The following is a 26,628-nucleotide window of genomic DNA, read 5'->3' as shown; positions in this document are numbered from 1 at the left end:
CCCCACCTTAATAAAAACCCCACCCTAAAAACTCTAACCCAACCCCACCCAATACCTAAATCTCAATTCACCCCACCCCCAGGAGGGCCCGGACCGCGATCGCGGTCCGGGCCCTCCTGCGTGTCGTGCCCGCGGTCCGACTAGTCGGACGTCTTGCGGGCCGTGGAGAACGCGACCACGGCGGCGACGGCGAAGAAGACGAAGCTGAGCGCGTCGGAGTCTTCCTTCCACACCTCGTTCAGGTCGCTGAAGTGGTCGAAGAAGATCTCGGTGACCGAGAGCGGGAGCTGCTTGCTGATGATGATCGCTTCACCGAGCAGCTGGCCGAAGTAGACGCCGAGCAGTGCGAAGACACCGCTGATGACCGGCAGGGCGGGGTTGCGGCCGCCGAGCTTGCCGGCGGCGAAGCCGACGATGGCGCCGACGCCCACGGCCGCGTAACCGATCTCGTGCTTCGTGGCGCCGATGATCGCACCGTAGATGCCCGCCGCGACGAGTGCCGCGATGAACGCGACGAGGATGCCCAGGCCCACGTTGTTGCGTGCCGGTGCCACCGGAGCGAACGGGGCGCCGCCGCCGTACGGGGCGCCGCCGGGCTGCTGGCCCGCGAACGGGTTGCCGGTCGGGGCGCCGGGCTGGGGCTGGCCGGGCTGCGCGGCGTACGGGTTGCCGGGCTGGGGCTGGGCGTCGTACGGCTGGTTCGGCGGTGGTACGGGCGTGCTCATGTTGGGTTCCCCCTGGGACGTCTGCGCACGAGTGTGCGAGGAGTGACGCCGCAGGCTAGCAGCCGTCTCCGACATCGGCCCACAGAAATCCTTGGGGGAACTGCGGTCAGAGCCGGTGCGCGGCCCCCGCCGGGGTCGCGCCGCGGGTGTCGAGAAGGAGCTGTGCCTTCACCGCGAGGCCCTGGAGGTCGTACGTGCGGTGGTGCTGGAGCAGCACCGTCAGATCGGCACTGGAGGCCGCCTCGTACAGCGAATCGGCACGGGGGACCGGGAGTTCGCGTACGCGCCAGTCCAGGACGTGCGGATCGTGGTAGCCGATCTGGGCCCCCATGTCCATCAGCCGGGTGGCGATCTCGCGCGCGGGGGAGGCCTCCTGGTCGGCGAGGTCGGGCTTGTAGGTGACGCCGAGGAGGAGGACCCGGGCGCCTCGGACGGACTTCCCGTGCTCGTTGAGGAGGGTGGCGCAGCGCTGGATCACGTACTGCGGCATCCGGTCGTTGATCTCCTGGGCGAGCGAGACCATCCGCAGGGGGTGCCCGGGGGTGCGGCTGTTGTACGGGAGGCAGCCCGGGTCGACCGGCACGCCGTGGCCGCCGACGCCGGGTCCCGGGCGGAAGGGCTGGAAGCCGAAGGGCTTGGTCTCGGCGCACCGGATGACGTCCCACAGGTCGACTCCGAGATCGTGGCAGAGCACGGCCATCTCGTTGACCAGGGCGATGTTGACGTGCCGGAAGTTGGTCTCCAGGACCTTCGTCATCTCGGCCTCGCGGGGGCCCCGGGCGCGGACGACCTTGTCGGTGAGCCGGCTGTAGAAGGCGGCGGCCGACTCGGTGCAGGCGGGGGTGAGGCCACCGATGACCTTGGGGGTGTTGGCGTAGACGTGGGTGCGGTTGCCGGGGTCGAGGCGGGTGGGGGAGTGGGCCAGGTGGAAGTCGCGTCCGCCGCGCAGTCCCGAGCCCTCTTCGAGGAGGGGGAGCAGGAAGCCTTCGGTGGTGCCGGGCGGGACGGCCGACTCCAGCAGCACGGTGGTGTGCGGGCGCAGCCGGGCGGCCAGGGCGCGGGCGGCGGCGCCCACGCCGGTGAGGTCGAGGGTGCGGTCGGGGCCGAGGGGCGTGGGCGCGCAGATCACGGCGGTACGGACCCGGCCCAGCTCGGCCTGGTTGGTGGTGGGGCGGAATCCGCCGGAGAGCATCCGGCGGATGTCGGACGCGGTGAGCGATCCCTCGACAGGGGTGCGGCCCGCGGAGAGCTCCGCGAAGGCCCGGGGGTCGGTGTCGTAGCCGATGGTCTGGATACCGGCGGCGACGGCGGCTTGGGCGAGGGGCAGGCCGAGGTGACCGAGTCCGATGACGGCGAGGTCTGCAGGCACGTGGGTGGCCGTCCTTCCCTAAGACCATGAGGACAGAAAGCGCAACTGCTGGGGACAGTGCAATGTCAGACTAGGCGTAAATATGACCTATATGTCGCATTGTGTGACCCCAGTCGTCCGGGTGTTGTCCACAGGCGGTGGCTGAAGTCGCGGAGCGCGGACAGAATCGAGAGGTGGGCACGGGTACCCGACCCCGCGGTCGGACCGCATCCCCGTGCCGGACCACCCCGATCTACCGGGAGGCAGCAGTGAGGACAGCGACACTGGGACCCGCGGAACGCGCCGAGGCGCTCGCCGCGATGGCCGAGCGCGAACTGGACGTGCTGGTCGTGGGGGCGGGCGTGGTCGGCGCCGGGACGGCACTGGACGCGGTGACGAGAGGGCTCTCGACCGGACTGGTCGAGGCGCGCGACTGGGCGTCCGGCACGTCGAGCAGGTCGAGCAAGCTGATTCACGGCGGGCTGCGCTATCTGGAGATGCTCGACTTCGCGCTCGTCCGCGAGGCACTGAAGGAGCGCGGGCTGCTGCTGGAGCGCCTCGCCCCGCACCTGGTGAAGCCGGTGCCGTTCCTCTATCCGTTGCAGCACAAGGGCTGGGAGCGGCTGTACGCCGGTTCGGGCGTCGCGCTGTACGACGCGATGTCGGTGTCGTCCGGGCACGGCCGCGGACTGCCCGTGCACCGCCACCTCTCCCGCCGCCAGGCCCTGCGGGTCGCACCGGCGCTCAAGCGGGACGCACTGGTGGGGGCCCTGCAGTACTACGACGCCCAGATGGACGACGCCCGCTATGTGGCGACGCTGGTGCGCACCGCCGCCGGGTACGGCGCGCAGGTGGCGAACCACGCGCGGGTGACCGGTTTCCTCCGGGAGGGCGAGCGCGTCGTCGGCGCCCGGGTGGAGGACGTGGAGGCGGGCGGTGAGTACGAGGTCAGGGCCAAACAGGTGGTCAACGCCACCGGCGTCTGGACGGATGACACCCAGGCGCTGATCGGCGAGCGCGGCCAGTTCCACGTACGGGCCTCCAAGGGCATCCATCTGGTCGTCCCGAAGGACCGCATCCACTCCTCCACGGGCCTGATCCTGCGCACCGAGAAGTCGGTCCTCTTCGTCATCCCGTGGGGACGGCACTGGATCGTCGGGACGACGGACACCGACTGGGACCTGGACAAGGCGCATCCGGCGGCGTCCAGCGCGGACATCGACTATCTGCTCGAACACGTCAACTCGGTCCTGGCCACCCCGCTGACCAGGGACGACGTCCAGGGCGTCTACGCAGGGCTGCGTCCGCTGCTGGCCGGCGAGTCGGATGCGACCAGCAAGCTGTCGCGCGAGCACACGGTGGCGCACCCGCTGCCCGGCCTCGTCGTCGTCGCGGGCGGGAAGTACACCACGTACCGGGTGATGGCCAAGGACGCCGTCGACGAGGCGGTGCACGGCCTCGACCAGCGGGTCGCGGAGTGCGTCACGGAGGACATCCCGCTGCTGGGGGCCGAGGGCTACCGCGCCCTGTGGAACGCACGGGCCAGGATCGCCGCCAGGACCGGCCTCCACGTCGCCCGGGTGGAGCACCTGCTGAACCGGTACGGCTCCATGACCGAGGAGATCCTGGAGCTGATCGTCGCCGACCCGGTGATGGGCGAACCGCTGCCGTCCGCCGACGACTACCTGAAGGCCGAGATCGTGTACGCGGCCTCGCACGAGGGGGCCCGGCACCTAGACGACGTACTGACCCGGCGCACCCGGATCTCCATCGAGACCTTCGACCGGGGCACGCGCTCCGCCCGGCTGTGCGCGGAGCTGATGGCACGGGTGCTCGGCTGGGACGAGGGCCGGATCGATCGCGAGGTCGCGCACTACGAGAAGCGGGTGGAGGCGGAACGGGAGTCGCAGCGGCAGCCCGACGACCTGACCGCGGACGCGGCGCGGCTGGGAGCGCCGGACATCGTGCCCATCTAGGGCCTTTCGTTCGGATCGTGCCGGGCGCGCGGGTCGCTTGCCCCCTCGTCGCCCGCCGCCCGCCGCCCGTCCGTCCTGTCGCCCTGCCGGACTTCCGCCCCGCCCGACGGCCGCCTCCGTCGGGCGGGGCCGGGGCGTGGCCGCCGGAACTCCGGTGCTCACGCCATGGGTTCGAAGGCGGCGGTGGCGTTCCGGGGCAGGCCTTTGGGGCGGTACGTCAGGACGGGCCGGGAATGCGGCGGTTCGGACCGTCGCCCCGGACGGCCGGCCGTGGTAGGCAGGGGGTGCCCGGGTGGAATGTGGTTCCCTGGGCAGGGAACGGTGGGGGCGCGCGGCCATGGCACGGCGGCGCCGCGCGTACGGGCCCGGCAGGAAATCCCTTCCGCCGGCCACATCGTGACGGTCCCCGGACCCGGCACCAGGACCGGTCCAGGGGTGAGGGACAATGAACGCTCTGCCAGGGCGGGTTGATCGCAGAGGGGACGCATGTCGGAGGCGGAGCAGGCACGGGGGCCCCAACGGGACAAGGACGGACGTCTTCTCGCGGGGCGGTACCGGCTCGGGGAGGTGCTCGGCCGGGGCGGAATGGGCACGGTCCACCGCGCCGTCGACGAGACGCTGGGCCGCACGGTCGCGGTCAAGGAACTGCGGTTCCCCACGGCCATCGACGACGACGAGAAGCGCCGGCTCATCACGCGTACGCTGCGCGAGGCCAAGGCGATCGCCCGGATCCGCAACAACGGCGCGGTCACGGTCTACGACGTGGTCGACGAGGACGACCGGCCGTGGATCGTCATGGAACTCATCGAGGGCAAGTCGCTGGCCGAGGCGGTGCGCGAGGACGGCGTCCTGACGCCGAGACGGGCGGCCGAGGTCGGCCTCGCCATCCTCGACGTGCTGCGCTCGGCGCACCGCGAGGGCATCCTGCACCGCGACGTGAAGCCGTCCAACGTGCTGATCTCCGAGGACGGCCGGGTCGTGCTGACCGACTTCGGGATCGCCCAGGTCGAGGGTGACCCGTCGGTCACCTCCACCGGCATGCTCGTCGGCGCCCCCTCGTACATCTCCCCGGAACGGGCCCGCGGGCACAAGCCCGGGCCGCCGGCAGACCTGTGGTCGCTCGGCGGACTGCTGTACGCGAGCGTGGAGGGCTGCCCGCCGTACGACAAGGGGTCCGCGATCGCGACCCTGACCGCCGTGATGACCGAACCGCTGGACCCGCCGAAGAACGCGGGCCCGCTGGAGGAGGTCATCTACGGGCTGCTCGCCCGGGACCCCGAGCAGCGGCTCGACGACGCGGGCGCGCGCGCCCTGCTCAACGACGTCATCAACGCCCCGGAGCAGCCGGAGCTTCCGGTGCCGCCGCCGGCCGATGCCACCCAGGTGATGGCGCTCCCCAAGGACGTGGCCGACGCACCGCCCAAGGGTGCGCAGAAGTCCGGTGAGACGGGCGAGGGGACGCGCGACCGGCTGCGCGGAGCGCTGCGCTCCGCGCGGAACGCGAAGGCGGCGCCCGCCGCGGCCGCCGGCGCAGGTACTGTCGCGTCGGCCTCCGTACCGGCCCGGCCGGCCACGGCTCCCGCGAAGGCCACGGCCTCCCCTTCGGCTGCCGTACCGCCGCCGCGTCCGGCCACCTCGCCGGTCACTCCGCCCCGTGCCTCGCTCACGGACGTGGTGCCGCGCCGCACGCTGGCGATCATCGCGGCCGTCATCGTGCTCGCCGTGCTCGGCACGGTCCTCGCGCTCACGCTCGGCGGGGACGACAAGGGTTCCGACGACGCCGGCAAGTCCAAGGACGGCACGTCGGCCTCGGCCGGACCCGCTGCCTCCGCCGCTTCCGGCGGCTCCGCCGACACGGAACAGGGCAGCGGCAAGGAGCAGGGCAAGGACGAGGACACGAAGAGCGGCGGCGGCCAGGGCGAGGGCGCCGACGAGGGCACGGGGTCGGACGACGCCAAGGACAAGGAGTCGGACGACGCCCTGCCCGCCGGATTCCGGGCGGTCGAGAGCAAGCAGTTCCACTTCGCCATGGCGATGCCCGAGAACTTCCGTTTCGCCAAGACGGCCGGCGCCAACTCCGGTGCCATATACAACGTCAGCGGCGGCTTTCCCCGCATCCAGGTCGACTACACCGACTCGCCGGGCGGCGACGCCGCCGCCGCGTGGAAGGCCGCCAGGGCCGCCGTCGCGGCCACCAGCAACGGCTACCACCACCTCGGCATAGACGAGGTCCAGTACAACGGCTACCCGACCGTCGCCGACTGGCAGTTCGAGCGTACGCAGCAGGGGCAGCGGGTCCGGGTGATCAACCGGGGCTTCAAGGTCGACGGCGGCCACGGATACGCGATCATGATCAGTTGCAAGGCCGACGAGTGGGACGGCAAGGAGTGCCGGGCGCTGCGCAAGACCGCGTTCGACACGTTCAAGCCGCTCGACTGAGGCAAGCTGCCCGGCCGGGTTGCGCCGACCCTGCCGCGCGGCCGCCTCAGGCCACGTATTGTGAGAACCCGAAGACCGTACGCAGCCGAAACCACAAGTCAATTGCACCGTAAGTAACTGCAATTGAGGGTTTCGTGCGGTCTGCGTGACCGGGGGACAGCGCGCTCTGGGGAGGCGTCGTGGACGACTATGCGGGTCGGGTGCTTGCCGACCGCTACCGCCTTCCGCTGCCCCCGTCCGACGAGTACGAACTGGTCGAGACCCGGGCGTTCGACACTTATAGCGGCCAAGAGGTTCTGGTCCGTCAGGTGCCGTTGCCCGAGGTCGTGGACGCCGAGGTGCTCGATGCGGACGGGCTGCCCACGGCGGCGCGGCGGACGAGCGGGCGCACGGTGCGCCGGTCCACCGATCCGGCGGTCCGGCGAGCCATCGAGGCCGCCCAGGCGGCGGCCCAGGTGCCCGACCATCCCCGCCTGGACCAGGTCTTCGACGTGTTCGCCGAGGCCGGTTCGCTCTGGATCGTGAGTGAGCTGGTCGCGGCCCGGCCGCTCGCGGCCCTGCTCGCGGAGCACCCGCTCAACCCGTACCGGGCCGCCGAGATCGGCTCGGACGTCCTGACCGCGCTGCGCGTCCTGCACGCCCACGGCTGGACCCACCGCAACATCACCGTGCGCACGGTGCTCATCTGCGACGACGGACGGGTCGTGCTGACCGGCCTGGCGGCCGGCGCGGCGGAGGAGGCACTCTGCGGGTACGTGCCGGTGCCGCGCACCGACGACGACGGCGAGGGCGGCTACGGCGCCCCCGCGATCGAGTCGGGTCCCACGGGCCCGTACGCCCCGCCCGCGGTCGAGGCGGGCGGGGCCGACCCGTACGGCCTGCCGGGGGCGGAGCAGGGCGGCACCGATCCCTACGGCCCCTACGCGGGCGGGGCCGTAGGGATCGGTGCCGACTCCTACGGCCCGCCCGCGATCGAGCCCGGGCGCGCCGATCCGTACGGCCGGCCCGAGGTGCCCGGTTCCCGCGGGCCCGCGGGAATCGAGTCGGGGTCCGGGGACGGTCCTTCGCAGCCCTACGGAGCCGGCGAGCCGGAGTCCGTGCGCAGGCCGCCGCCCGCACCGCCCGCCACCGTGCCCGTCCCCGCCTCCGAGGCCGGCAGCGCCCAGGCGCGGGCCGCGCGGGCGGGCGCCATCGCCGCATACCGTGCGGGCGCCCGCGCCGCCGCCCGAGTCAGTGAGGAGGAGCGCCGGGCCGGTACGGACGAGGCGCAGGACACCGGCATCCTTCCGGTCCCGCGGCCCGCCCACCCGCAGCCGCCCCTCGCCCGGCCCGGCGTCCCGGCCGCGTACGACGCCCAGGACCTCTACGACGACGAGGATCCGTACGACGACGAGGATGACGGCTTCGAGAGCGGCGACTTCAACGGCAACCACGCCGTTGACGGCGACGACGGTGACGGCCAGGCGCCGCCCAGGCGGCTCCACCTGACCGGTTCCTGGGACGACGGCCCCGGCCGTGGACGCCCGGTGCCCGCCGGGGGCTCCAGCGAGGACGCCCTGCGCGCCGACTCCCGGCGGCAGGGCACCACCCCGGCCGTACGCCCGCAACTGCCCGCCACCACCGGCGAGACCGCTCCGGGCCGGTGGGACGAGATCGTCGCCGGCAACCAGGACCGGTCCGCGTACCGGGGCCCTGCCACCACCCTCGCCGCCGAGCGGGCCCGGCAGGCCCGGATCGCCGTCGTCGGCGCGGTCACCGAGCGCTGGGCGCCCGAGCAGGCCGGCCCGGTCCACGAGAACTGGCAGCTGGCACCGCCCATCGGGCCCTCCACCGACCTCTGGGCGCTGGGCGCCCTGCTCTACCGCGCCGTACAGGGCCACGCCCCGTATCCGGAGGAGAACGCCGCCGAGCTCGTCCAGATGGTCTGCGGCGAACCGCCCGCCTTCGCCGAGGAGTGCGGTCCGCTGCGGCCCGTCGTCGAGTCGCTGCTGCGGCAGGACCCCACCGAGCGCCCGGACTTCGAGGAGCTGCGCGGCTGGCTGCGCTCCCTCGTGCGGTCGGCGCCCGAGCCGGAGGCCGGTCTCGACGTCGTGACGCTGCCCTCCGCCGACGCCACCCGGCTGCCCGTCGTGCGCCGCCGGGGCGAGCTCGTCCGCAAGCGCCGCGGACGCCGCGGCGGGGCGGCGCACGGCCGGCACCGTCACACCAAGGAACGGCTGGAACCCGCGGAGCGGACCACGCTTCAGCCGCGCGAGCCCAGGAGCCCCAAGCCGCCCCGCGAGCCCAAGGGCCCGAAGGCGCTGCGCACCCCGCCCCGCCCGCAGCAGGAGGGGACGCGCACACCGCGCCGCCTCGGCCGGCTGCTGCTCGTCCTGATCCTGCTGGTCCTGGCCGCTGCGGTCGCGTACGCGGTGATGTTCATGCCCAAGTCCGGTACGGACTCCGGCGCCGGTGCCGACCCCTCCCGTACCCCGTCCGGAGCGCCCGAGCCCGGCTCCCGGGACTCCGGGGAGCCGTCACCCTCGGGTTCCGGCGCGCAGCAGCCGCAGACCAGCCGCTCCGCCGTCGCGGTCGCACCCGGCTACGCCCTGCGCAAGGACGCCGAGGGCTTCGAGGTCGGGACGCCCAAGGGCTGGCAGCGCAGCCCCGCCAACGCGAACCGTCAGATCCGTTACGGAAGCGACGGCTTCAGCCTGCTCGTCGTCCCCGGCCGCGACACGGTGAAGGCCAACGGCGCCGACCCGCTCGACTACCAGCGGGACAAGGAACCGGAGTTGAAGCCGTTCCGCGACTCCAGCTGGGCGTCGGCGAGCGGTCTGCGCCGGATCGACGTAGGCCGGCAGGCCATGGCGGAGGGCCAGTTCACCTGGCGGGAGGCCGGTGGCCGTGAGGTCTACGTCCGCAACCTGGTGATGGTCGTCGAGGGCCGCTACCACATCCTCCAGGTCGTCGGCCCCGAGGATCAGCGCGACAAGGTGACCGAGATCTACCAACAGGCCAGCGTCTCCTACCGCGTGACACAGTGAAGGCAGGCCGTACCGCGGCGGGCGGTCCGGCGGAGCGACAAGCATCACAGTGCGGTCTCGTGAGCGGTGCGAGGTTCCGTGGCCGTACTTCCTCTCCGTAACCTGTCATCCGAAGGAACGGGGCGGGGACACGTGGATCGATCACAGGGCACGGAAGCAGGACTGGTGCTGGCCGGGAGGTACCGGCTCGGCGAAGTCCTGGGACGCGGCGGAATGGGCAAGGTCTGGCGCGCCCATGACGAGGTGCTGCACCGCACCGTCGCCGTCAAGGAACTGACCGCCGGGCTGTACGTCGCCGAGGCGGACCGGGTGGTGCTGCACGCGCGCACCCAGAAGGAGGCCCGCGCCGCCGCCCGCATCACGCACCCCGGCGTGGTCACCGTCCATGACGTGATCGAGTACGACAACCGGCCGTGGATCGTCATGCAGTACGTCGACGGCCCGTCACTTGCCGACCGGATCAAGGAGTCCGGCGAGATGGAGCCGCGCGAGGCGGCCCGGATCGGGCTCCACGTGCTGGGCGCCCTGCGCGCAGCACACGCCGCCGGGGTGCTGCACCGCGATGTGAAGCCGGGCAACGTCCTGCTCGCGCGGGACGGCCAGGTGCTCCTGACCGACTTCGGGATCGCGGCGATAGAGGGCGACTCGACCATCACCAGGACCGGTGAACTGGTCGGCTCCATCGACTACCTGGCACCCGAGCGGGTCCGCGGCGGCGACCCGGGCCCCGCCTCCGACCTGTGGTCGCTGGGCGCGACGCTGTACACCGCGGTCGAGGGACGCTCGCCGTTCCGCCGCACCTCCCCGATATCCACGATGCAGGCCGTCGTCACCGAGGACCCGCCGGTACCCGGCAGGGCCGGGGCGCTCGCCCCCGTCATCACGGCGCTGCTCCGCAAGGAACCCGAGGACCGGCCGTCGGCCGCGGAGACGGAGCGGATGCTGCTGGAGGCCATGGAGGGGCGCGAGCCCCGGTCGGCCCAGGCGTACGTGCCCACGCAGCGGGTCCCCGAGGAGGTGCTGCGTTCCATGGGCGCCGACGGAACCTCCGGCGGCCCGGCCCCGCACGGCGGCACGGCCCGACTTCCCTACCCCGGGCCCGCCCCGGCCCCCGGCTCCGCGCCGGTCACCCGGCGCAGCCGCGGCCGGTGGCGTACGACGGTCGTGGTCATCGCCCTGGCGGCACTGGTGGGCGGCGGCGCGGGCATCGCCGCGATGCTGTACGCGAACCGCTCGGACGCGAACACCGGGGGCGGCGGCACGGCATCCCACGGCACCCGGTCGCCGGGGAAGGTCACCGCCACGACCACCCCCACACCGAAACCGACACCCACGCCGGACCCGGCGAAGGAAGGCGTGCCGGACGGCTGGCGGCGGGTGGAGGACCCCTCCGGGTTCAGCATCCTCATGCCGATCGGCTGGGAGCGCCGGGTGGAGGGCACCAACATCGACTACACCCCGGACGACGGTGTGCACTACCTCCGCGTCAGTGTGGACCCGGCACCCGACTTCGAGCACCCGTACACGCACATGCAGAACCTGGAGACGAGTCTGCGCGAGCGGCTGCCGGACTACCGGAGCCTGGAGATGAACAGCAACGTCTACCGTGACTGCCCCGGATCCATCTGGGAGTTCACCTGGACCGAGAAGGACGGCGCCGGACCGCGGCACGCCATCGACCAGATGTACTACGCGCGGGAGGGCGGCCCGGAGTACGCGCTGTACATGACGGGGCCGGAGGACGACTGGGACATCACCCGGGACCGGTTCAACACGATGCTTCGCAGCTGGCGCGCGCCGGCCGACGCCGGCTGATCCGGCGGGACGGGCAGGAGATTTCCGGGCGGCCGGACGAGGGGCTCAGGGTTCACTCCTCCTGAGCGGGGAGCGGAAGATAGCCCCTGATCAGCGGTTATTCAGCCAGTGATCACTGGCTCGATCGGCGGGGGCGTCGGAGGGCTGTTGTGGGGACTGTGAAAAGCTGTTACCCACGGGTACCCAAAGCATCCGGCTCGACGTACTCTCGCCCTCATGACGGACTCGCAGGCCTCCACGTCCACCTCCGCCGCGGTTGTCGGCACCAACCCGGTGGCCGCTGTGCCCGCGGGCGTGCGCACGGCCGCCGATGTCGTGACGCCCGAGGTGATCGCCCAGCTGACCCGCGGCGTCGTCGGCTCCGGCCGTACGGCCAACCACACCCCCTTCACCGGCGAGAAGCTGGCCGACCTGCCCGAGTCGACCCCCGAGGACGTGGGAGTCGCCTATGAGCGGGCTCGCGCCGCCCAGCCCGCCTGGGCCGCGACACCGGTGCGGGCCAGGGCCGCCGTGCTCCTGCGCTTCCACGACCTCGTCCTGGACCGTCAGTCGGAGGTCCTCGACCTCATCCAGCTGGAGACCGGCAAGGCCCGGCTGCACGCCCACGAGGAGGTGCAGGCGGTCGCCGTCGCCGCCCGGCACTACGGCCGCAAGGCCGGGGCGTATCTGAAGCCGAAGCGGCACACCGGTGTCGTACCGACCCTCACCAAGGTCACCGAGCTGCGCCAGCCCCGCGGTGTCGTCGGTCAGATCGCGCCGTGGAACTACCCGTTCGAGCTGTCCGTCGGCGACGCGCTGCCCGCGTTCGTCTCCGGCAACGCCGTGGTGATGAAGCCGGACACGGAGACCGCGCTGACCGCGCTGTGGGCCCGTGACCTGCTCATCGAGGCCGGGCTGCCGGCCGAGGTCTTCCAGGTCGTGCTCGGTGACGGCCCCGTCGTCGGCCCCGAGGTCGTCAAGCACGCCGACTACGTCTCGTTCACCGGCTCCACCCGCACCGGCCGCGAGGTCGCCCAGGGCGCCGCGGCCCGGCTCGTCGGCGTCTCGCTGGAGCTCGGCGGCAAGAACGCGATGCTGGTCCTGAAGGACGCCGACGTGGAGAAGGCCGCCGCCGGCGCCGTCCGCGCCTGCTTCTCGTCCGCCGGCCAGCTCTGCATCTCCATCGAGCGGCTGTACGTCCACGAGTCCGTCGCCGACGACTTCGTGGCCCGGTTCGCCGCCCGTACGAAGGCGATGCGGCTCGGCAACTCCCTCGCGTACGGAGCCGACATGGGCTCGCTCGTCGGCGAGCGCCAGCTGGAGACCGTCAGCAGGCACGTCGCCGAGGCCGTCGAGAAGGGCGCCAAGCTCGTGGCCGGCGGCGTCGCCCGCCCCGACATCGGCCCGCTGTTCTACGAGCCGACCATCCTCGACGGCGTCGAGGCCCCGATGGCCGTCTGCAGCGAGGAGACCTTCGGACCGGTCGTCTCCGTCTACCGCTTCAGCGACGAGGACGAGGTCATCGACCTGGCCAACGCCACCCCCTACGGCCTCAACTCGAGCGTCTGGACCAAGGACGGCAGGCGCGGTCACCAGGTCGCCGCCCGGCTGCGGACCGGCACGGTCAACATCAACGAGGGCTACGCCCCCGCGTACGGCAGCGTGCAGTCCCCGATGGGCGGCATGAAGGAATCCGGCCTCGGCCGCCGCCACGGCTCCGAGGGCATCCTCAAGTACACCGAGGCCCAGACCGTCGCCCAGCAGCGGCTGATCCCGCTCGCCCCGTCCTTCGGTATGGACGACGCGAAGCACGCGGCGTTCATGACCCGCAGCCTCAAGGCGATGAAGGCCTTCCGCCTGCGCTGACCGCCCCGCCCGTCCCCTTCCCGCCCAGGTTTCTCGTACCGCACCGAGGAGAGCCATGTCCCAGGTCAGCCCTGCCCGGAATCAGTCCTTGGACCCGGAAGGAGCCGATGACGACGCCGCGTACGACTACGACGTCCTGATCGTCGGTTCGGGCTTCGGCGGCGCGGTGTCGGCGCTGCGACTGACCGAGAAGGGGTACCGGGTCGGCGTCCTGGAGGCGGGCCGGCGGTTCACGCCCGGCACCCTGCCCAAGAACTCCTGGGACCTGAAGAACTACCTCTGGGCCCCCGCCCTCGGCCTCTTCGGCATCCAGCGCGTGCACCTGCTCGGCAAGGTGATGGTGCTGGCCGGTGCCGGGGTCGGCGGCGGGTCACTCAACTACGCCAACACGCTGTACGTGCCCCCGACGCCGTTCTTCGAGGACCGGCAGTGGGCGCACATCACCGACTGGCAGGACGAGCTGAAGCCGTACTACGACCAGGCCACGCGGATGCTCGGGGTCCGGCTCAACCCGACGATGACGCCCTCCGACGTCCATCTGAAGGCGACCGCCGAGGTCATGGGCGTCGGCGACACCTTCCACCTCGCCCCGGTCGGCGTCTTCTTCGGCGACGGCAAGGACGCGGACGGTACGGCGAGGGCGAAGCCCGGCGGCACGGTCGCCGACCCGTACTTCGGCGGCGCCGGCCCGGCCCGCAAGGCCTGCACGGAGTGCGGCGAGTGCATGACCGGCTGCCGGCACGGGGCGAAGAACACCCTCAACGAGAACTACCTCCACCTCGCCGAGAAGGCCGGAGCGGTCATCCACCCGATGACGTCCGTCGTCGCGATCACGGACGACCCGGAGGGCGGCTACCAGGTCTCGACCGTGCCGACCGACCGGCGAAGGAAGGCGGAGCCCACCGTGCTGCGCGCCCGCAAGGTGGTCGTCGCGGCGGGCACGTACGGCACCCAGACCCTGCTGCACACCATGAAGGACCAGGGGCTGCTGCCCCGTCTCTCGGCCCGCCTCGGCGAGCTGACCCGGACCAACTCCGAAGGCCTCGTCGGCGCGCAGACCTCCGACCGCCGCTACCGCAGGAAGCACGGCACCAAGGCCGACTTCACCAGGGGCGTGGCCATCACCTCGTCGATCCACCCCGACGAGAACACCCACATCGAGCCGGTCCGCTACGGCAAGGGATCCAACGCGATGGGCGGCATGACCATCCTCCAGGTCCCGTACGGCACCCACCGGGTGCTGGGCTGGATCGGCAGCATGGCCAGGCACCCGGCGCTCGCCGTGCGTTCGCTCTCCAACCGGCGCTGGTCGGAGCGGACCATCATCGGGCTCGTCATGCAGTCGCTGGACAACTCCCTGACCGCGTACCGCAAGCCCCGCGGCATCGGGAAGGGACTGCTCACCGCCCGCCAGGGCCACGGCGCGCCCAACCCGACGCAGATCGCCGAGGCGACGCAGAGCGCGACGCTGCTCGCCGCCGAGATCAACGGCTTCGCGGGCTCCAACATCGGGGAGCTGATGGGCACCCCGCTCACCGCGCACTTCCTCGGTGGCTGCCCGATCGGCGCGAGTGCCGAGGAGGGCGTCATCGACCCCTACCACCGGCTGTTCGGCCACCCGGGCATCTCGGTCGTCGACGGTTCCGCGGTCTCCGCCAACCTCGGCGTCAACCCGTCGCTGACGATCACCGCGCAGGCGGAGCGGGCCATGTCCTTCTGGCCCAACAAGGGCGAGCAGGACCCGCGCCCGGCGCCGGGCGAGGCGTACGAACGGCTGTCGGCGGTCGAACCGCAGGCGCCGGCCGTTCCGAAGGAGGCGTTCGGCGCGCTGAGGCTGCCGTTCCTGGGGATGCCGGCGGTGCCGCCGAAGAGGAGCACGAAGGCCGAGTAGGGCGGACCGGCCGGGCCGGACCGGTCCGGACAGCAGAAGGGGCTGCACCCCCCTCCGAGTGCAGCCCCTCACGCTCTACCGGTGAAGCCGTGTTACGGATGTGACCGGTGGTTCCGCATGAATGACCCCCAGGACGCCCTGATGGTTGTCCCCGGGACGACGACATTCCGGTGTGAGGTCGGTCACGCCCCGCGACGTGCCCGATTCGTGATCGGAACGCACGCAACTATTCCCGCACGCCCCTGGTCGTACCCATGTCGCTGTCACAGCGGTCACACAGCTCCCGACGACCCAAGGGCCCGAGATGAGAAGCACGACCCCGAGAGCCACTCTCCGTCGCGTCACCGGAGGTTTCGCCGCTGTCGGCCTGCTGGCCGCCGTCGCTCTCGCCCTGAACACGCCGGCGCAGGCCGCGGCCCCCGAGTTCACTCTCGGAGGCCCCGCCGAGACCGCGCTGCACCCGTACCCGGCCACGGGAGCCCCGCAGAAGGCGACCCTCGGCTTCACGGTCGACAACCCGTCCGTGGACGAGGAGAACGGGACCTTCGCCGACGAGTACACCGTGCGCTTCGACCTCAGCGGGATCGCCGGTGTCGCGGACGTGTCGTTCAGCAAGGAAGGCAGCGCCGACTGCCGGACCACCGGGACGACCGCTGTCTGCACCGACTGGGGCATCTTCCCCGGCCTGAGCACCTTCGCCGACCTCGAGCTCACCGCGGCGAAGGGCAGCGAGGACGGTGACGCCGGGACCATCGAGGTCACCGCGGAAGCGCAGGGAATCACCTTCCGGTCCTTCTCCGCCCACGTCGGCATCGGTGGCCCCGACCTGTCGATGAAGCGCCTCCCGTTCAAGACGAAGCTCAAGCCCGGCGACAGCCAGCCGGTGCCCGTCACCTTCACCAACAACGGCACCCGCGCGGCCGAGGGCGTCCTGCTCACCCTGCGGCACACCCGCGGCATGGCGTTCACCGAGCGGTACCGGAACTGCGAGTACAGCGAGGCCGAGCTGGGCATGGGAAGCCCCGGCGCCTGGACCACCGCCCTGTGCTCCTTCGACGGCAGCTACGAGCCGGGCGCCACGTACACGCTGGCCGAGCCGCCCAGCATCAAGGCCACCACGCGCGCCTTCTACGACTCCTTCGTCTACGGCATCACGGAGGACGGCTCCGCCGCCCGCACCGCGGAGCGCGCCGGTGCGCGGTACAGCTCCGGCGAGGGCGCCGCGCTGACCCTCCGCGAGGCCCCGACGACGCGCTCGGCGGACCTGGAGCCGGGCGACAACCAGCAGGACGTCGACTTCCGGACCACCAACAGCGCCGACTTCGCGGCGTACGGGGCACGGGCCGGGGGCGCCGCGGGCGACTCGGTCGACGTGACGGTCGGATTCCGTAACCGGGGGCCGGCCTGGATCGGGTACATCCGCTCCGGCGAGGACGTCGCCACGGTGGACGTCACGGTGCCCGAGGGCGCCACGGTCGTCGGCAAGCCCTCGTCCTGCCGCGGTGTGACCGCGGACGGTGCGTACCGCGAGAACCAGAAGGCCGCCCCGCGCTACTTCTGCTCCACGCCGATGTCCGTCCGCGAGGACGCCGACTTCGCCCTTCCCTTCAAGCTGAAGATCGACAAGGTGGTCGCGGGGGCGTCCGGCAAGGTGCTGGTCCGCAACACCCACCTCGCCGCCCCCGCCCTGCCCTTCGACCCGAAGCCCGCCAACAACACCGCGTCCCTGGTGCTGAACGGCAAGGGCCCGGGCTCGGGCGGCAGCAGCGGCGCCGCCACCGGCGGAGGTGCCCCGGGCCAGGGTGGACCGGCCGCCACCGGAGGCTCCTCGGGCAGCGGCGGAACGGCCGGCGGCTCCGGCGGTCCGGCCGGCTCGTCCTCGACCGGCACCACCACAGGCAGCGGCTCCGGCAGTGGCGGTGCCACCGGAGGCGCTCTCGCCTCCACCGGCTCCACCTCGCTGATGACGGGCGGCGCGGCTCTCGTCGCCCTGGCCGCGGGTGGTGTCCTCTGCACGGTGTCCCGCCGCCGTCGCGTGACCCGCTGAAACCCGGTCCGTACACCTGCCCCCCGAGGGCCGGTGTTCCGGACGGAGAACGGCCGGCTCCGGGCGTCCCCGGAGCCGGCCGTTCGTGAAGAGACCGGCGAGCGGTCCCTCCGAGTGACCGGGCTGCTGTCCCCTGCCGACCGGTCACGCACGCCGGTGCGCGGTCCCACGGCGTACGTGCAGTACGCCACACGCCCCGGCGGAGCCACGCGTGGTTTCCTCTTCCCGAAGCCGCCCCTGGCTGGCACGGACACCGGGACCAACGAAGCCGTGCGGGGCCCGGTCACGCGCCGTACGGGTGAGAGTCCGCCCGAACTGGGATACGCCCGTACAGCCCTGCCGGCCCTTGGGGCGCCCGACCTGCGGTGCGTCACACGCGGCCGCGGCACAGCTCCAGCAGGGTCATCGCGAGGGAGGTGCCGGGCTTGCCCAGCGCGTCCCGGTACTGGCCCAGGATCTCCATCTCGCGGGAGAGGTTGACCCTGCGGCCGCCGGACGTGATCCGGGCCTCCTGGATGACGGTGGAGACCGCCATCCGTTCCTGGACGAGGCCGATGATCCGGTCGTCGAGGGCGTCGATGCGCCCCCGGGCGTCCGCGATCAGGGACGCGGCCTCGTCGGTGTGCGCGCCGGTCACCTCGGTGGGGGTCTTGGCGGGGGCGGCGGGCTTGGCGGTTGCGGTGCTGCTCATGGCGGGTCTCCCGGTGGGGTGCGGCTCCCCGGGGCCGACCGGGCCCGGAACGCCAGAACGCCCCGGGCCTGTCGGCCCGGGGCGCCTGGAACGTTGCTTGTCAGTTGCTCAAGCAGCACGACCATGGCAGCCGGCGGGCCGGGTGCCATAGGTAAAGACGAAGGTCGTGTGCTGACGCATGGGGGACAGTATGGCCGCCGGTGGCGGGCCCGGTCCAACGCCCGGCCCGGATGATGAGACGGCCGCGTTTCCGTGCCCCCGTCGCCCCGGGGCCACGCGGGACGCCCACAGCCGCCGTATCCGGTGTGACGCGGGACGCCCCCCGCCCGCCGTATCCGGTGTGACGCGGGACGCCCCCCGCCCGCCGTAACCGGTGCGACGAGGTACGCCCCCCGGCCGCCGTATCCGGTGCGACGAGGTACGCCCCCCGGCCGCCGTATCCCGTGCGACGAGGTACGCCCCCCGGCCGCCGTATCCGGTGCGACGAGGTACGCCCCCGCCCGCCGGTAGAATCGGAAGAACCGACCCCCTCTCCACCGCCGGAAGGCCGCCCCGTGCCAGCAGCACCCCCCGCCGCCCCCGACACCACCACCGACGTGGTCCTCGTTGTCGACTTCGGCGCGCAGTACGCCCAGCTCATCGCCCGACGGGTCCGTGAGGCCCGGGTCTACAGCGAGATCGTGCCGTCCACGATGCCGGTGGCCGAGATGCTGGCCAAGAACCCCCGGGCGATCATCCTGTCCGGCGGGCCCTCCTCGGTGTACGCCGAGGGCGCGCCCTCGCTCGACCGCGCGCTGTTCGAGGCCGGGGTCCCCGTCTTCGGCATGTGCTACGGCTTCCAGCTGATGGCGACCACGCTCGGCGGCACCGTCGACGACAACGGTGCCCGGGAGTACGGCCGCACCGCGCTCACCGTCTCCAAGAGCGGCTCCACCCTCTTCGAGGGCACCCCGGACGAGCAGTCGGTGTGGATGTCGCACGGCGACGCCTGCTCCGCCGCCCCCGAGGGCTTCACCGTCACCGCGTCCACGGACGTCGTCCCGGTCGCCGCCTTCGAGAACGACGAGAAGAAGCTCTACGGCGTCCAGTACCACCCCGAGGTCCTGCACTCCACGCACGGCCAGCAGGTCCTGGAGCACTTCCTCTACCGCGGCGCCGGCATCGAGCCGAACTGGACGACGACCAATGTCGTCGAGGAGCAGATCGCCCTGATCCGCGAGCAGGTCGGCACCAAGCGCGCCATCTGCGGCCTGTCCGGCGGAGTGGACTCGGCGGTCGCCGCCGCCCTCGTGCAGAAGGCCATCGGCTCCCAGCTGACCTGTGTGTACGTCGACCACGGACTGATGCGCAAGGGCGAGACCGCGCAGGTCGAGAAGGACTTCGTCGCCGCGACCGGGGCGAAGCTGAAGGTCGTCGACGCGGAGAAGCGCTTCCTCGACGCCCTGGCCGGCGTGTCCGACCCGGAGCAGAAGCGGAAGATCATCGGCCGCGAGTTCATCCGCGTCTTCGAGCAGGCCCAGCTGGAGATCCTCCAGGAGGACGGCCCCGAGGTCGCCTTCCTCGTGCAGGGCACGCTCTACCCCGATGTCGTCGAGTCCGGTGGCGGCACCGGCACCGCGAACATCAAGTCGCACCACAACGTGGGCGGGCTGCCCGACGACATCGAGTTCCAGCTCGTCGAGCCGCTGCGCCAGCTGTTCAAGGACGAGGTCCGGATGGTCGGCCAGGAGCTCGGCCTGCCGGAGGAGATCGTCCAGCGCCAGCCCTTCCCCGGCCCCGGCCTCGGCATCCGGATCGTCGGAGAGGTCACCAAGGAGCGGCTCGACCTGCTCCGCGAGGCCGACGCCATCGCCCGCGAGGAGCTGACGGCGGCCGGCCTGGACCGTGACATCTGGCAGTGCCCGGTGGTCCTGCTCGCGGACGTCCGCAGCGTCGGCGTCCAGGGCGACGGCCGCACCTACGGTCACCCGATCGTGCTGCGCCCGGTCTCCTCCGAGGACGCCATGACGGCGGACTGGTCGCGGCTGCCGTACGAGACCCTCGCCAAGATCTCCACCCGCATCACCAACGAGGTCGCCGACGTCAACCGCGTCGTGCTCGACGTGACGAGCAAGCCCCCGGGCACCATCGAGTGGGAGTAATCCTCCCCCTCACCCCTCGCGCCGATGCCGTCGTCCGTTCCCACGGGCGGCGGCATCGCCGTGTCCCCGGCTCCGAATCGATGGCCGATACCTCTGGCCACCTGCGGCGACCGGCGGTAACTTCCGATCCCGTACGCCTGATCCCGTACGCCCGGGAGTCCTGAGGAGTCGCCATGCCCGAGCCCATACCCGTACCCGTGGACCAGCTCCGTTTCGCCATGCCGCCCGTCCACGCCTCCGTGGAGGAGGAGCGCGCCCATCGCAAGGAACGCCTGGCAGGGGCGCTGCGCCTGTTCGGGGAGTACGGGTACGAGGACGGTGTCTCCGGACACATCACGGCGCGCGACCCGGAGTTCGGCGACTGCTACTGGGTCAACCCCTTCGGTGCCCCCTTCGACGGGCTGCGGCCGGACGAGCTGATCCTGGTGAACGGTGAGGGCCAGGTCGTCGAGGGGAGCCGGCACGTCAACCAGGCGGCGTTCGCCGTCCACGCGCAGGTGCACAGGGCCCGCCCCGACGTCGTCGCGGTCGCGCACACCCACTCCGTGCACGGCAGGGCGCTGGCCGCGCTGGGGGAACTCGTCGAGCCGATCACCCAGGAGTCCTGCGCCTTCTACGAGGACCACGCGCTGTACGACGCGTACACCGGGGTCGTCGTGGACGAGGACGAGGGGCGCCGGATCGCGGCCGCGCTCGGGGCGCGCAAGGCCATCGTGCTGCGCAACCACGGGCTGCTGACCGTGGGCGACTCGGTGGACGCGGCCGCCTGGTGGTTCCTCGCGCTGGAGCGGTCCTGCCAGGTGCAGCTGGCGGCGCGGGCGGCCGGGAAGCCGGTGCTGATCGAGCACCGGGACGCGGTCACCACCCGCGAACAGCTCGGCAGCGACCTGGTCGCCTGGATCAACTACCAGCCGCTGTGGAGCCGGATCTCTCGAACATTCTGACGATCCCACCCGCCCGGTGTGCCCCGATGCGGGAACCTCCCGCACCGTACGGCACAATTCGCAGCAATCACAGTCGAGTTGGGTTGACCAGCGGCTGTACCGGGGCGGGAAAGGGCGGCGTTCTCCGTGGCGTTGGACGAGGCGAGACAGAGCACGCACGGCGGTGGCTGCACGTGTGGCGACTGCCCGCACGGAGCACGCCAGGGGCACCGGCGCGCGGTGGCCGCCTTCCTGGCCAAACGGGACGAACTCGCCGCGGGCCAGGGGCTTCCCGCCGGAGTCGCCCAGTCTCCCTCCGCGACCAGGCAGTGGGTCTCGGACGAGCTGACCCAGTCCGCGCGCGCTGTCGCCGACCGCGGCCGTGAGGCGGGTGACGCCTGGCTGTACAGGGTGTGGCAGCGCACCCTGGTCATCGTCTGGGGCGCCGTCGCCGTACTGGCCGTCTCCGAGGCCGCCACCGCCATCGGGGCCGGCTGGACCCACGCCCGCACCGCCGGCCTGCTCGCCGGACTCGTCACCGCGGGGCTGCTCACCGCGGCCGCGCATGTCCACCGGGCGCGCGGCGGCCTCCTCGCCCCGCTGATCGGCGAGGACAACCGGCTCTCGACCTCCCGTGCGGTCGCCGCGTCCTGGGTGCTGCTAGCCGTCTTCTCCGTACTCGTCCTCGCCCTGCAGCTCGCGGGAGCCTCCGGCCACGCACAGCGCGACGCGCTGATCGAGGGCCTGGACCTGGCGCGCGGCGCCGGGGTGGTGACCGTGCTGGCGCTGGTGTGCGCCATCGCGGTGGTCGTCCGGCGGGTGGTGAGCGTACGGGTGCTGTCCGGGCGGCTGCAGAAGCTGCGGGCGGACCGGCCGCGCGCCGCCGACCTGCTGACCGACGACTCGGGGCGCGGCGGATTCACCGATGTGCAGTACGTGCTGGTGTCCACCGTCGCCGTCGTCTTCGCCGCGGTCCGGCTCGCCCGCCGGCCCGAGCAGCTGCCCGATCTGCCGTGGGGGCTCGCCCTGCTGGTGGCCGTCTCGGCGGCCACCTACTTCGCCGGGAAGTACACGGAGGGCGGCCGGCCCGTGGTGCTGTCCGTGATCCGGGCCCGTGAGGCGGGCGACCTGGACGCGCCGATCCGTACCGGCGACGACATCGAGATCCGCGGCGCGGGGTTCGTGCCGCCCGGCGCCGGGGCCCCGGACCGGCTGGCCCGCATGGTCGTGCGGATCGGTGCCGTCCACGTACACGTCCCGATGGTCCCGGTCACCGGTGGCTTCGCCAACCCGACCGACACCGTGCTGACCGTGCCGGTGCCGGTGGAGGTGGAGCCGGGGGTGGTCGAGGTGCAGGTGGTGACCGCGTCCGGGGCGGAGTCGAACCGCGTCGCGATCGATGTGACCGACTGACCCGGGCGGCCGGGCCGCCGCGGTAGCGACTCGCGATGAACCCGACCGCGCACCTGGTGAGCCGGGCGTTCGGGGCGTACGTATGGTCTGGTGACGGATCGAACGGTCCGGCGAGGGTCGAACGGCTCTGTTGGCGGACCCGGTGGTCCGGCGGCGGAGGCTTCGAAAGGCGGGAGAACCATGCACGGGTACGGCACGAACGGGCGCGGTCTGGGCGAGGCCAGGAGCCTGGGGGAGCTGGCGCGGGAGCACGCACTGCTGCCCTTGCGGATCTTCCTCGGGGTCACCTTCATCTACGCCGCGCTCGACAAACTGACCGACAGCGCCTTCTTCCACGCCACGGGAACCGGTTCGATCGGCGAGCAGATGACGGCCGTCCGCGACTCCGCCGCGATCCCGGCCCTCGTCGACCTCGCGCTGAAGAGCCCGTCCGGCTTCGGGTACGCCATCGCCTTCGGTGAACTCGCCGTCGGCATCGGCACGCTGCTGGGCCTGTGGACGAGGATCGCGGCGCTCGGCGGGGCGCTGATCTCGCTCAGCCTGTGGCTCACCGTCAGCTGGCAGGTCTCGCCGTACTACCTCGGCAACGACCTGATCTACCTCATGGCCTGGCTGCCGCTGCTGCTCGGCGGGGCCGCGTCGTTCTCCGTGGACGCCTTCCGCGCGACACGGCGGCGCCGGATCCGGTAGGCGATCCACGTCACGGTGGCGGCCAGCCACAGGCCGCCCACGAAGAGCGGGACGAAGAAGGCCCACGGGGCGTTCCACAGGTCCGCCGCGTCGGCCGCGTAGCCACCGGCCAGCACCAGCATGACCACGCCCGCCACGGCCCGTCCGGGCCGGAACTCATGACGCAGCACGGGTGACCTCCACCTGTCCGATGCCGACTTCCAGATCGAGCTCGACCGTCCCGGCCGGCTTGCTGCCCTCGGCCGGCGGCAGCGTCCGGTGCTCGTTCTCCGAGAGACGGATGTCCACATCGCCCTGGCGCCGGTCGGCCGGCAGCGTGATGTCGCCGAGGCCGGCCCGCGCGTTCACCTTCACGGTGACCGCCCTGGGCACCCGCACGACGATCCGGCCCGCGCCGAGCCCCACCTCGGTCCTGACCGTGTCACCCGCGGGCACGGCGACCCGGGTGAGGTCCAGCTTCGCCTCCCCGGAGCCCAGTTGGTACCGCGACTGCACCGCGGCGGCCGACGCGGGCCGCCACTCCTTTCGCGCCCAGTCGGTGGTGATGTCCTTGGGCATGGCCGACGCGCCCGCGAGCAGGCCGGCCGTGATCATCGCCAGCAGGAGCGTGCCGAAACCGGTCCGGCCGGCGAAGGCGCTGATCAGCATCCCCAGCCCGAGGACCGCGAGCGCGGCGGCCAGCCCGATCTGCAGACTCGTACCGAGCGGGTGGGAGTCCCAGCTCAGGCCCGTGCCCAGACCGCCCGCGATCATCGCGTTGACGAAGACGGCGCCGCCGATCGGCCGCGGCCCCCGGACCTCCCGCGACCGCTGCGGCGGGAGGAACGGGGCGTTGGCCGTCGCCCGGGGCGCACCCTCCGCCCGGCCGTCGAGAACGGCGTCCGGCGGTCCCCACAGATAGCCCGCACCGGCCGGCCCCGTGGTCCCGTCCTTGACGATCGGGTCGCGCCACCAGGACGGGCCGGACGGCGTCGGCGGCGCCTTCACCTCGGGCGGCGCGTCCGACACCGCCCGCTCGGCCGCCGGATGCGCCCGCTCCTGTGGATCGGCCGTCCTGCGGTGCTGCGTCCAGACGGTGAAACCGATGACCGCGAGCGAGAGCATCGCGGAGAACGCCAGCGTGCCGCTGTTGCCCAGCATGGACAGGAACAGACCGCAGCCGATCAGCGCGCACAACGCCGCGATCAGCGACGCCCCCTCGACCCGGCCCGACAGCAGCCGGCGCGCCTCGTTCTCCTCCTCGCCCTCCAGCGGGATCAGCAGCCATGCGAAGCCGTAGAAGATCAGTCCGATGCCGCCGGTCACGGAGAGCACGCCGAGCACGATCCGGAAGATCACCGGATCGACGTTGCAGTACCGGCCGAGCCCGCCGCACACCCCGGCCACCACCTTCTGCCGCGCGACGCGGTGCAGCTGCGGTACGGGCCCGGGGGGCGGTACGACGCCGGGCGGCGCGTCCTGGGGAACGGTCATGGCTCCATGGTGACGGGCGCCGGCCCCTTCCGGCACCCGCCCCGACCCTGGCCCGTCCCTGATATTGGCCCGGCCGACCCTGAGGTGCCCGTGCCGCATTCCGCCGGTCTCAGGGTAGATGTGGGGGCCGACCCTGATGCCCTCACCCGCACGGACGTGTGACGATCAGGTCATGCCAGCCGCCACGCCCCGAGCCGCAAGCTCCCGCACCCCCGACCTGGAGGAGCCGCCCCAGCGCAAGCTGTACCGCAGCGCCGACGGACGGCTGCTCGGCGGCGTCGCACGCGGTCTCGCCGGACACCTCGGGCTGCCGGTCGCCTGGGTGCGGTTCGTCTTCCTCGGGCTCTTCCTCGCGGACGGCCTCGGCGCGCTCCTGTACGCCGTGTTCTGGATCGTGGTGCCGCTCGGCGTCGGCGGCGTGGACGGCCCGCGGTCCGTCTTCGAGACCGCCCCCGACGGCACCCGCCGGCTCCGCAAACCCGACAAGGGCCAGGTCTTCGCCCTCATCGCGCTGCTCATCGGCGCCCTGATCTTCGTCGGCAACGTCGACATGGGCAGCAATGCCGACCGCTACATCTGGCCCACCCTGCTGATCGGCGCCGGCTCCGTCCTGGTGTGGCGCCAGGCCGACAACGCCCGCCGCGCCCGCTGGATGGAGGTCGGCAGCCGCCGCCGCGTCCTGCACCTGGCCCGCGGCCTGGCCGGCGTCGCGCTGGTCGGCCTGGGCCTGGCCGGTTTCATGGTCGTACGCGGCTCCGCCGCCCAGCTCGGCAACGTCCTCACCGCGGCCATCGCCGTCCTCACCGGCATCGCCCTGCTCGCCGGCCCCTATCTCGTCCGGATGACCCAGGACCTCTCCGAGGAACGCCTGATGCGCATCAGGGCCCAGGAACGCGCCGAGGTCGCCGCCCACGTCCACGACTCGGTGCTGCACACCCTCACCCTGATCCAGCGCAACGCCGAGGACCCGGGCGAGGTCCGCAGACTGGCCCGGGCCCAGGAACGCGAGCTCCGCAACTGGCTCTACAACCCCGAGGGCACCGGCAAGGACGAGGACGACGAGCCCGAGACCCTGGCCGAGGCCGTCAAACGCGCCGCCGCCGAGGTCGAGGACAAACACGGCGTCCCGCTGGAGGTCGTCGTCGTCGGCGACTGCCCGCTCGACGAGAAGCTGACCGCACAGATGCAGGCCGCACGCGAGGCGATGGTCAACGCCGCCAAGTACGGTGGCGAGGGCGGCGCCGTGCAGGTCTACGCGGAGGTCGAGGGCCGCACGGTCTTCGTCTCGGTGCGCGACCGGGGTCCGGGATTCGACCTGGATTCCGTACCGGGGGACAGAATGGGCGTACGAGAATCAATCATCGGCCGGATGCAGCGCAACGGCGGTACCGCACGGCTGCGTTCGGTGCCCGGCGGGGGCACGGAAGTCGAGCTGGAGATGGAGAGGACGAGCGATGAACGGGACCACTGAGGCGACCGGGGGCCACGAGGGCCCGGAGCGCCGGGTACGAGTCGTGCTCGTCGACGACCACCGGATGTTCCGCACCGGCGTACAGGCCGAGATCGGCCGCACCGAGGAGACCGGCGTCGAGGTCGTCGGCGAGGCCGCCGACGTCGACCAGGCGGTCACCGTCATCACGGCGACCCGCCCCGAGGTCGTCCTCCTGGACGTCCATCTCCCGGGCGGCGGCGGCGTCGAGGTGCTGCGCCGCTGCGCCCCGTTCATGGGCGCCGTCGAGAACCCGGTGCGCTTCCTGGCGCTGTCCGTCTCGGACGCAGCCGAGGACGTCATCGGTGTCATCCGCGGCGGCGCCCGCGGCTATGTCACCAAGACCATCACCGGCGCCGACCTGGTCGACTCGGTCTTCCGGGTCCAGGACGGCGACGCGGTGTTCTCGCCCCGGCTGGCCGGCTTCGTCCTCGACGCCTTCGCCTCAACGGACGCGCCCCCGGTCGACGAGGACCTCGACCGGCTGACCCAGCGCGAGCGCGAGGTGCTGCGGCTGATCGCCCGCGGATACGCGTACAAGGAGATCGCCAAGCAGCTGTTCATCTCGGTGAAGACGGTCGAGTCGCACGTCTCGGCGGTGCTGCGCAAGCTCCAGCTCTCCAACCGGCACGAGCTGACCCGCTGGGCGACGGCCCGCCGGCTGGTCTGAGACCGGCGGGCCCGTCGGGCGGCCGA

Annotated in this window: 18 protein-coding genes; 13 read left to right on the top strand and 5 right to left on the bottom strand. The window is 72.4% G+C overall.

Features of this window, described 5'->3' with window-relative positions; genetic code table 11:
• Positions 1-140: 140 nt before the first annotated feature.
• Together ABT025_RS28805 and ABT025_RS28800 are read right to left on the bottom strand one after the other, a co-directional pair.
• On the bottom strand, positions 141-725 hold the full coding sequence (locus tag ABT025_RS28805; protein WP_351000600.1) for a hypothetical protein: 585 nt from the start codon (positions 723-725) through the stop codon (positions 141-143).
• Between the two features lie 106 nt (positions 726-831).
• A complete protein-coding gene (locus ABT025_RS28800; RefSeq protein WP_351000598.1) occupies positions 832-2,094 on the bottom strand; it encodes a nucleotide sugar dehydrogenase in 1,263 nt (420 codons plus the stop codon).
• Between the two features lie 248 nt (positions 2,095-2,342).
• On the opposite strand from ABT025_RS28800, the gene ABT025_RS28795 reads away from it, so the two are divergent.
• From ABT025_RS28795 to ABT025_RS28765, 7 genes are all read left to right on the top strand, one after another.
• Positions 2,343-4,049: a glycerol-3-phosphate dehydrogenase/oxidase gene (locus ABT025_RS28795; protein WP_351000596.1), complete on the top strand. Its 1,707-nt coding sequence runs from the start codon at positions 2,343-2,345 to the stop codon at positions 4,047-4,049.
• 486 nt (positions 4,050-4,535) lie between these two features.
• On the top strand, positions 4,536-6,488 hold the full coding sequence (locus tag ABT025_RS28790) for a serine/threonine-protein kinase (protein ID WP_351000590.1): 1,953 nt from the start codon (positions 4,536-4,538) through the stop codon (positions 6,486-6,488).
• Between the two features lie 179 nt (positions 6,489-6,667).
• Positions 6,668-9,514 (top strand): serine/threonine kinase C-terminal domain-containing protein, encoded by a 2,847-nt coding sequence (locus ABT025_RS28785; protein WP_351000587.1) that lies wholly within the window; start codon positions 6,668-6,670, stop codon positions 9,512-9,514.
• A gap of 132 nt (positions 9,515-9,646) precedes the next feature.
• Positions 9,647-11,329 (top strand): serine/threonine-protein kinase, encoded by a 1,683-nt coding sequence (locus tag ABT025_RS28780; RefSeq protein WP_351000584.1) that lies wholly within the window; start codon positions 9,647-9,649, stop codon positions 11,327-11,329.
• Between the two features lie 216 nt (positions 11,330-11,545).
• Positions 11,546-13,174, top strand: a complete 1,629-nt coding sequence (locus tag ABT025_RS28775) for a succinic semialdehyde dehydrogenase (RefSeq protein WP_351000581.1) — start codon at positions 11,546-11,548, stop codon at positions 13,172-13,174.
• Between the two features lie 55 nt (positions 13,175-13,229).
• Entirely contained in the window at positions 13,230-15,065 is a 1,836-nt protein-coding gene (locus tag ABT025_RS28770) for a GMC oxidoreductase (RefSeq protein ID WP_351000578.1), read from the top strand.
• Between the two features lie 304 nt (positions 15,066-15,369).
• Positions 15,370-17,112 (top strand): peptidase, encoded by a 1,743-nt coding sequence (locus ABT025_RS28765; protein WP_351000575.1) that lies wholly within the window; start codon positions 15,370-15,372, stop codon positions 17,110-17,112.
• Between the two features lie 370 nt (positions 17,113-17,482).
• Here the strand turns inward: ABT025_RS28765 and ABT025_RS28760 are convergent, their stop codons facing one another.
• Positions 17,483-17,803, bottom strand: a complete 321-nt coding sequence (locus ABT025_RS28760; RefSeq protein WP_351000572.1) for a chorismate mutase — start codon at positions 17,801-17,803, stop codon at positions 17,483-17,485.
• A 554-nt stretch (positions 17,804-18,357) separates the two neighbouring features.
• On the opposite strand from ABT025_RS28760, the gene guaA reads away from it, so the two are divergent.
• The 4 genes from guaA to ABT025_RS28740 all read left to right on the top strand — a co-directional run bounded on the left by guaA (position 18,358) and on the right by ABT025_RS28740 (position 22,970).
• Positions 18,358-19,944 carry a glutamine-hydrolyzing GMP synthase gene (guaA, locus tag ABT025_RS28755; RefSeq protein WP_351000569.1) on the top strand — a complete coding sequence of 529 codons (1,587 nt, stop codon included), beginning with the start codon at positions 18,358-18,360 and terminating at the stop codon, positions 19,942-19,944.
• Between the two features lie 173 nt (positions 19,945-20,117).
• Positions 20,118-20,888, top strand: coding sequence for a class II aldolase/adducin family protein (locus tag ABT025_RS28750; RefSeq protein WP_351000566.1), 771 nt, complete (start codon positions 20,118-20,120; stop codon positions 20,886-20,888).
• Positions 20,889-21,014: 126 nt separating this feature from the next.
• On the top strand, positions 21,015-22,280 hold the full coding sequence (locus tag ABT025_RS28745; RefSeq protein WP_351000564.1) for a hypothetical protein: 1,266 nt from the start codon (positions 21,015-21,017) through the stop codon (positions 22,278-22,280).
• 180 nt (positions 22,281-22,460) lie between these two features.
• The gene (locus ABT025_RS28740; RefSeq protein ID WP_351000561.1) at positions 22,461-22,970 is read left to right on the top strand and encodes a DoxX family protein; all 510 of its coding nucleotides are present in this window, start codon (positions 22,461-22,463) and stop codon (positions 22,968-22,970) included.
• On the opposite strand, the gene ABT025_RS28735 is transcribed toward ABT025_RS28740, so the two are convergent.
• Positions 22,877-23,140, bottom strand: a complete 264-nt coding sequence (locus ABT025_RS28735) for a hypothetical protein (RefSeq protein ID WP_351000558.1) — start codon at positions 23,138-23,140, stop codon at positions 22,877-22,879. The genes ABT025_RS28740 and ABT025_RS28735 overlap by 94 nt on opposite strands.
• Positions 23,127-24,443 carry a PspC domain-containing protein gene (locus tag ABT025_RS28730; protein ID WP_351000555.1) on the bottom strand — a complete coding sequence of 439 codons (1,317 nt, stop codon included), beginning with the start codon at positions 24,441-24,443 and terminating at the stop codon, positions 23,127-23,129. The genes ABT025_RS28735 and ABT025_RS28730 overlap by 14 nt, the downstream gene beginning before the upstream one ends.
• A 172-nt stretch (positions 24,444-24,615) precedes the next feature.
• On the opposite strand from ABT025_RS28730, the gene ABT025_RS28725 reads away from it, so the two are divergent.
• Together ABT025_RS28725 and ABT025_RS28720 are read left to right on the top strand one after the other, a co-directional pair.
• On the top strand, positions 24,616-25,914 hold the full coding sequence (locus ABT025_RS28725; protein WP_351000552.1) for a PspC domain-containing protein: 1,299 nt from the start codon (positions 24,616-24,618) through the stop codon (positions 25,912-25,914).
• Positions 25,898-26,602, top strand: a complete 705-nt coding sequence (locus ABT025_RS28720) for a LuxR C-terminal-related transcriptional regulator (RefSeq protein ID WP_136327611.1) — start codon at positions 25,898-25,900, stop codon at positions 26,600-26,602. Before ABT025_RS28725 ends, ABT025_RS28720 begins: the two co-directional genes overlap by 17 nt.
• Positions 26,603-26,628: the final 26 nt, after the last annotated feature.

The organism is Streptomyces sp. NPDC002809 (genome assembly GCF_040295435.1).
Classification (GTDB): Bacteria; Actinomycetota; Actinomycetes; order Streptomycetales; family Streptomycetaceae; genus Streptomyces.
This window is presented reverse-complemented; position numbering and strand designations above follow the sequence as displayed.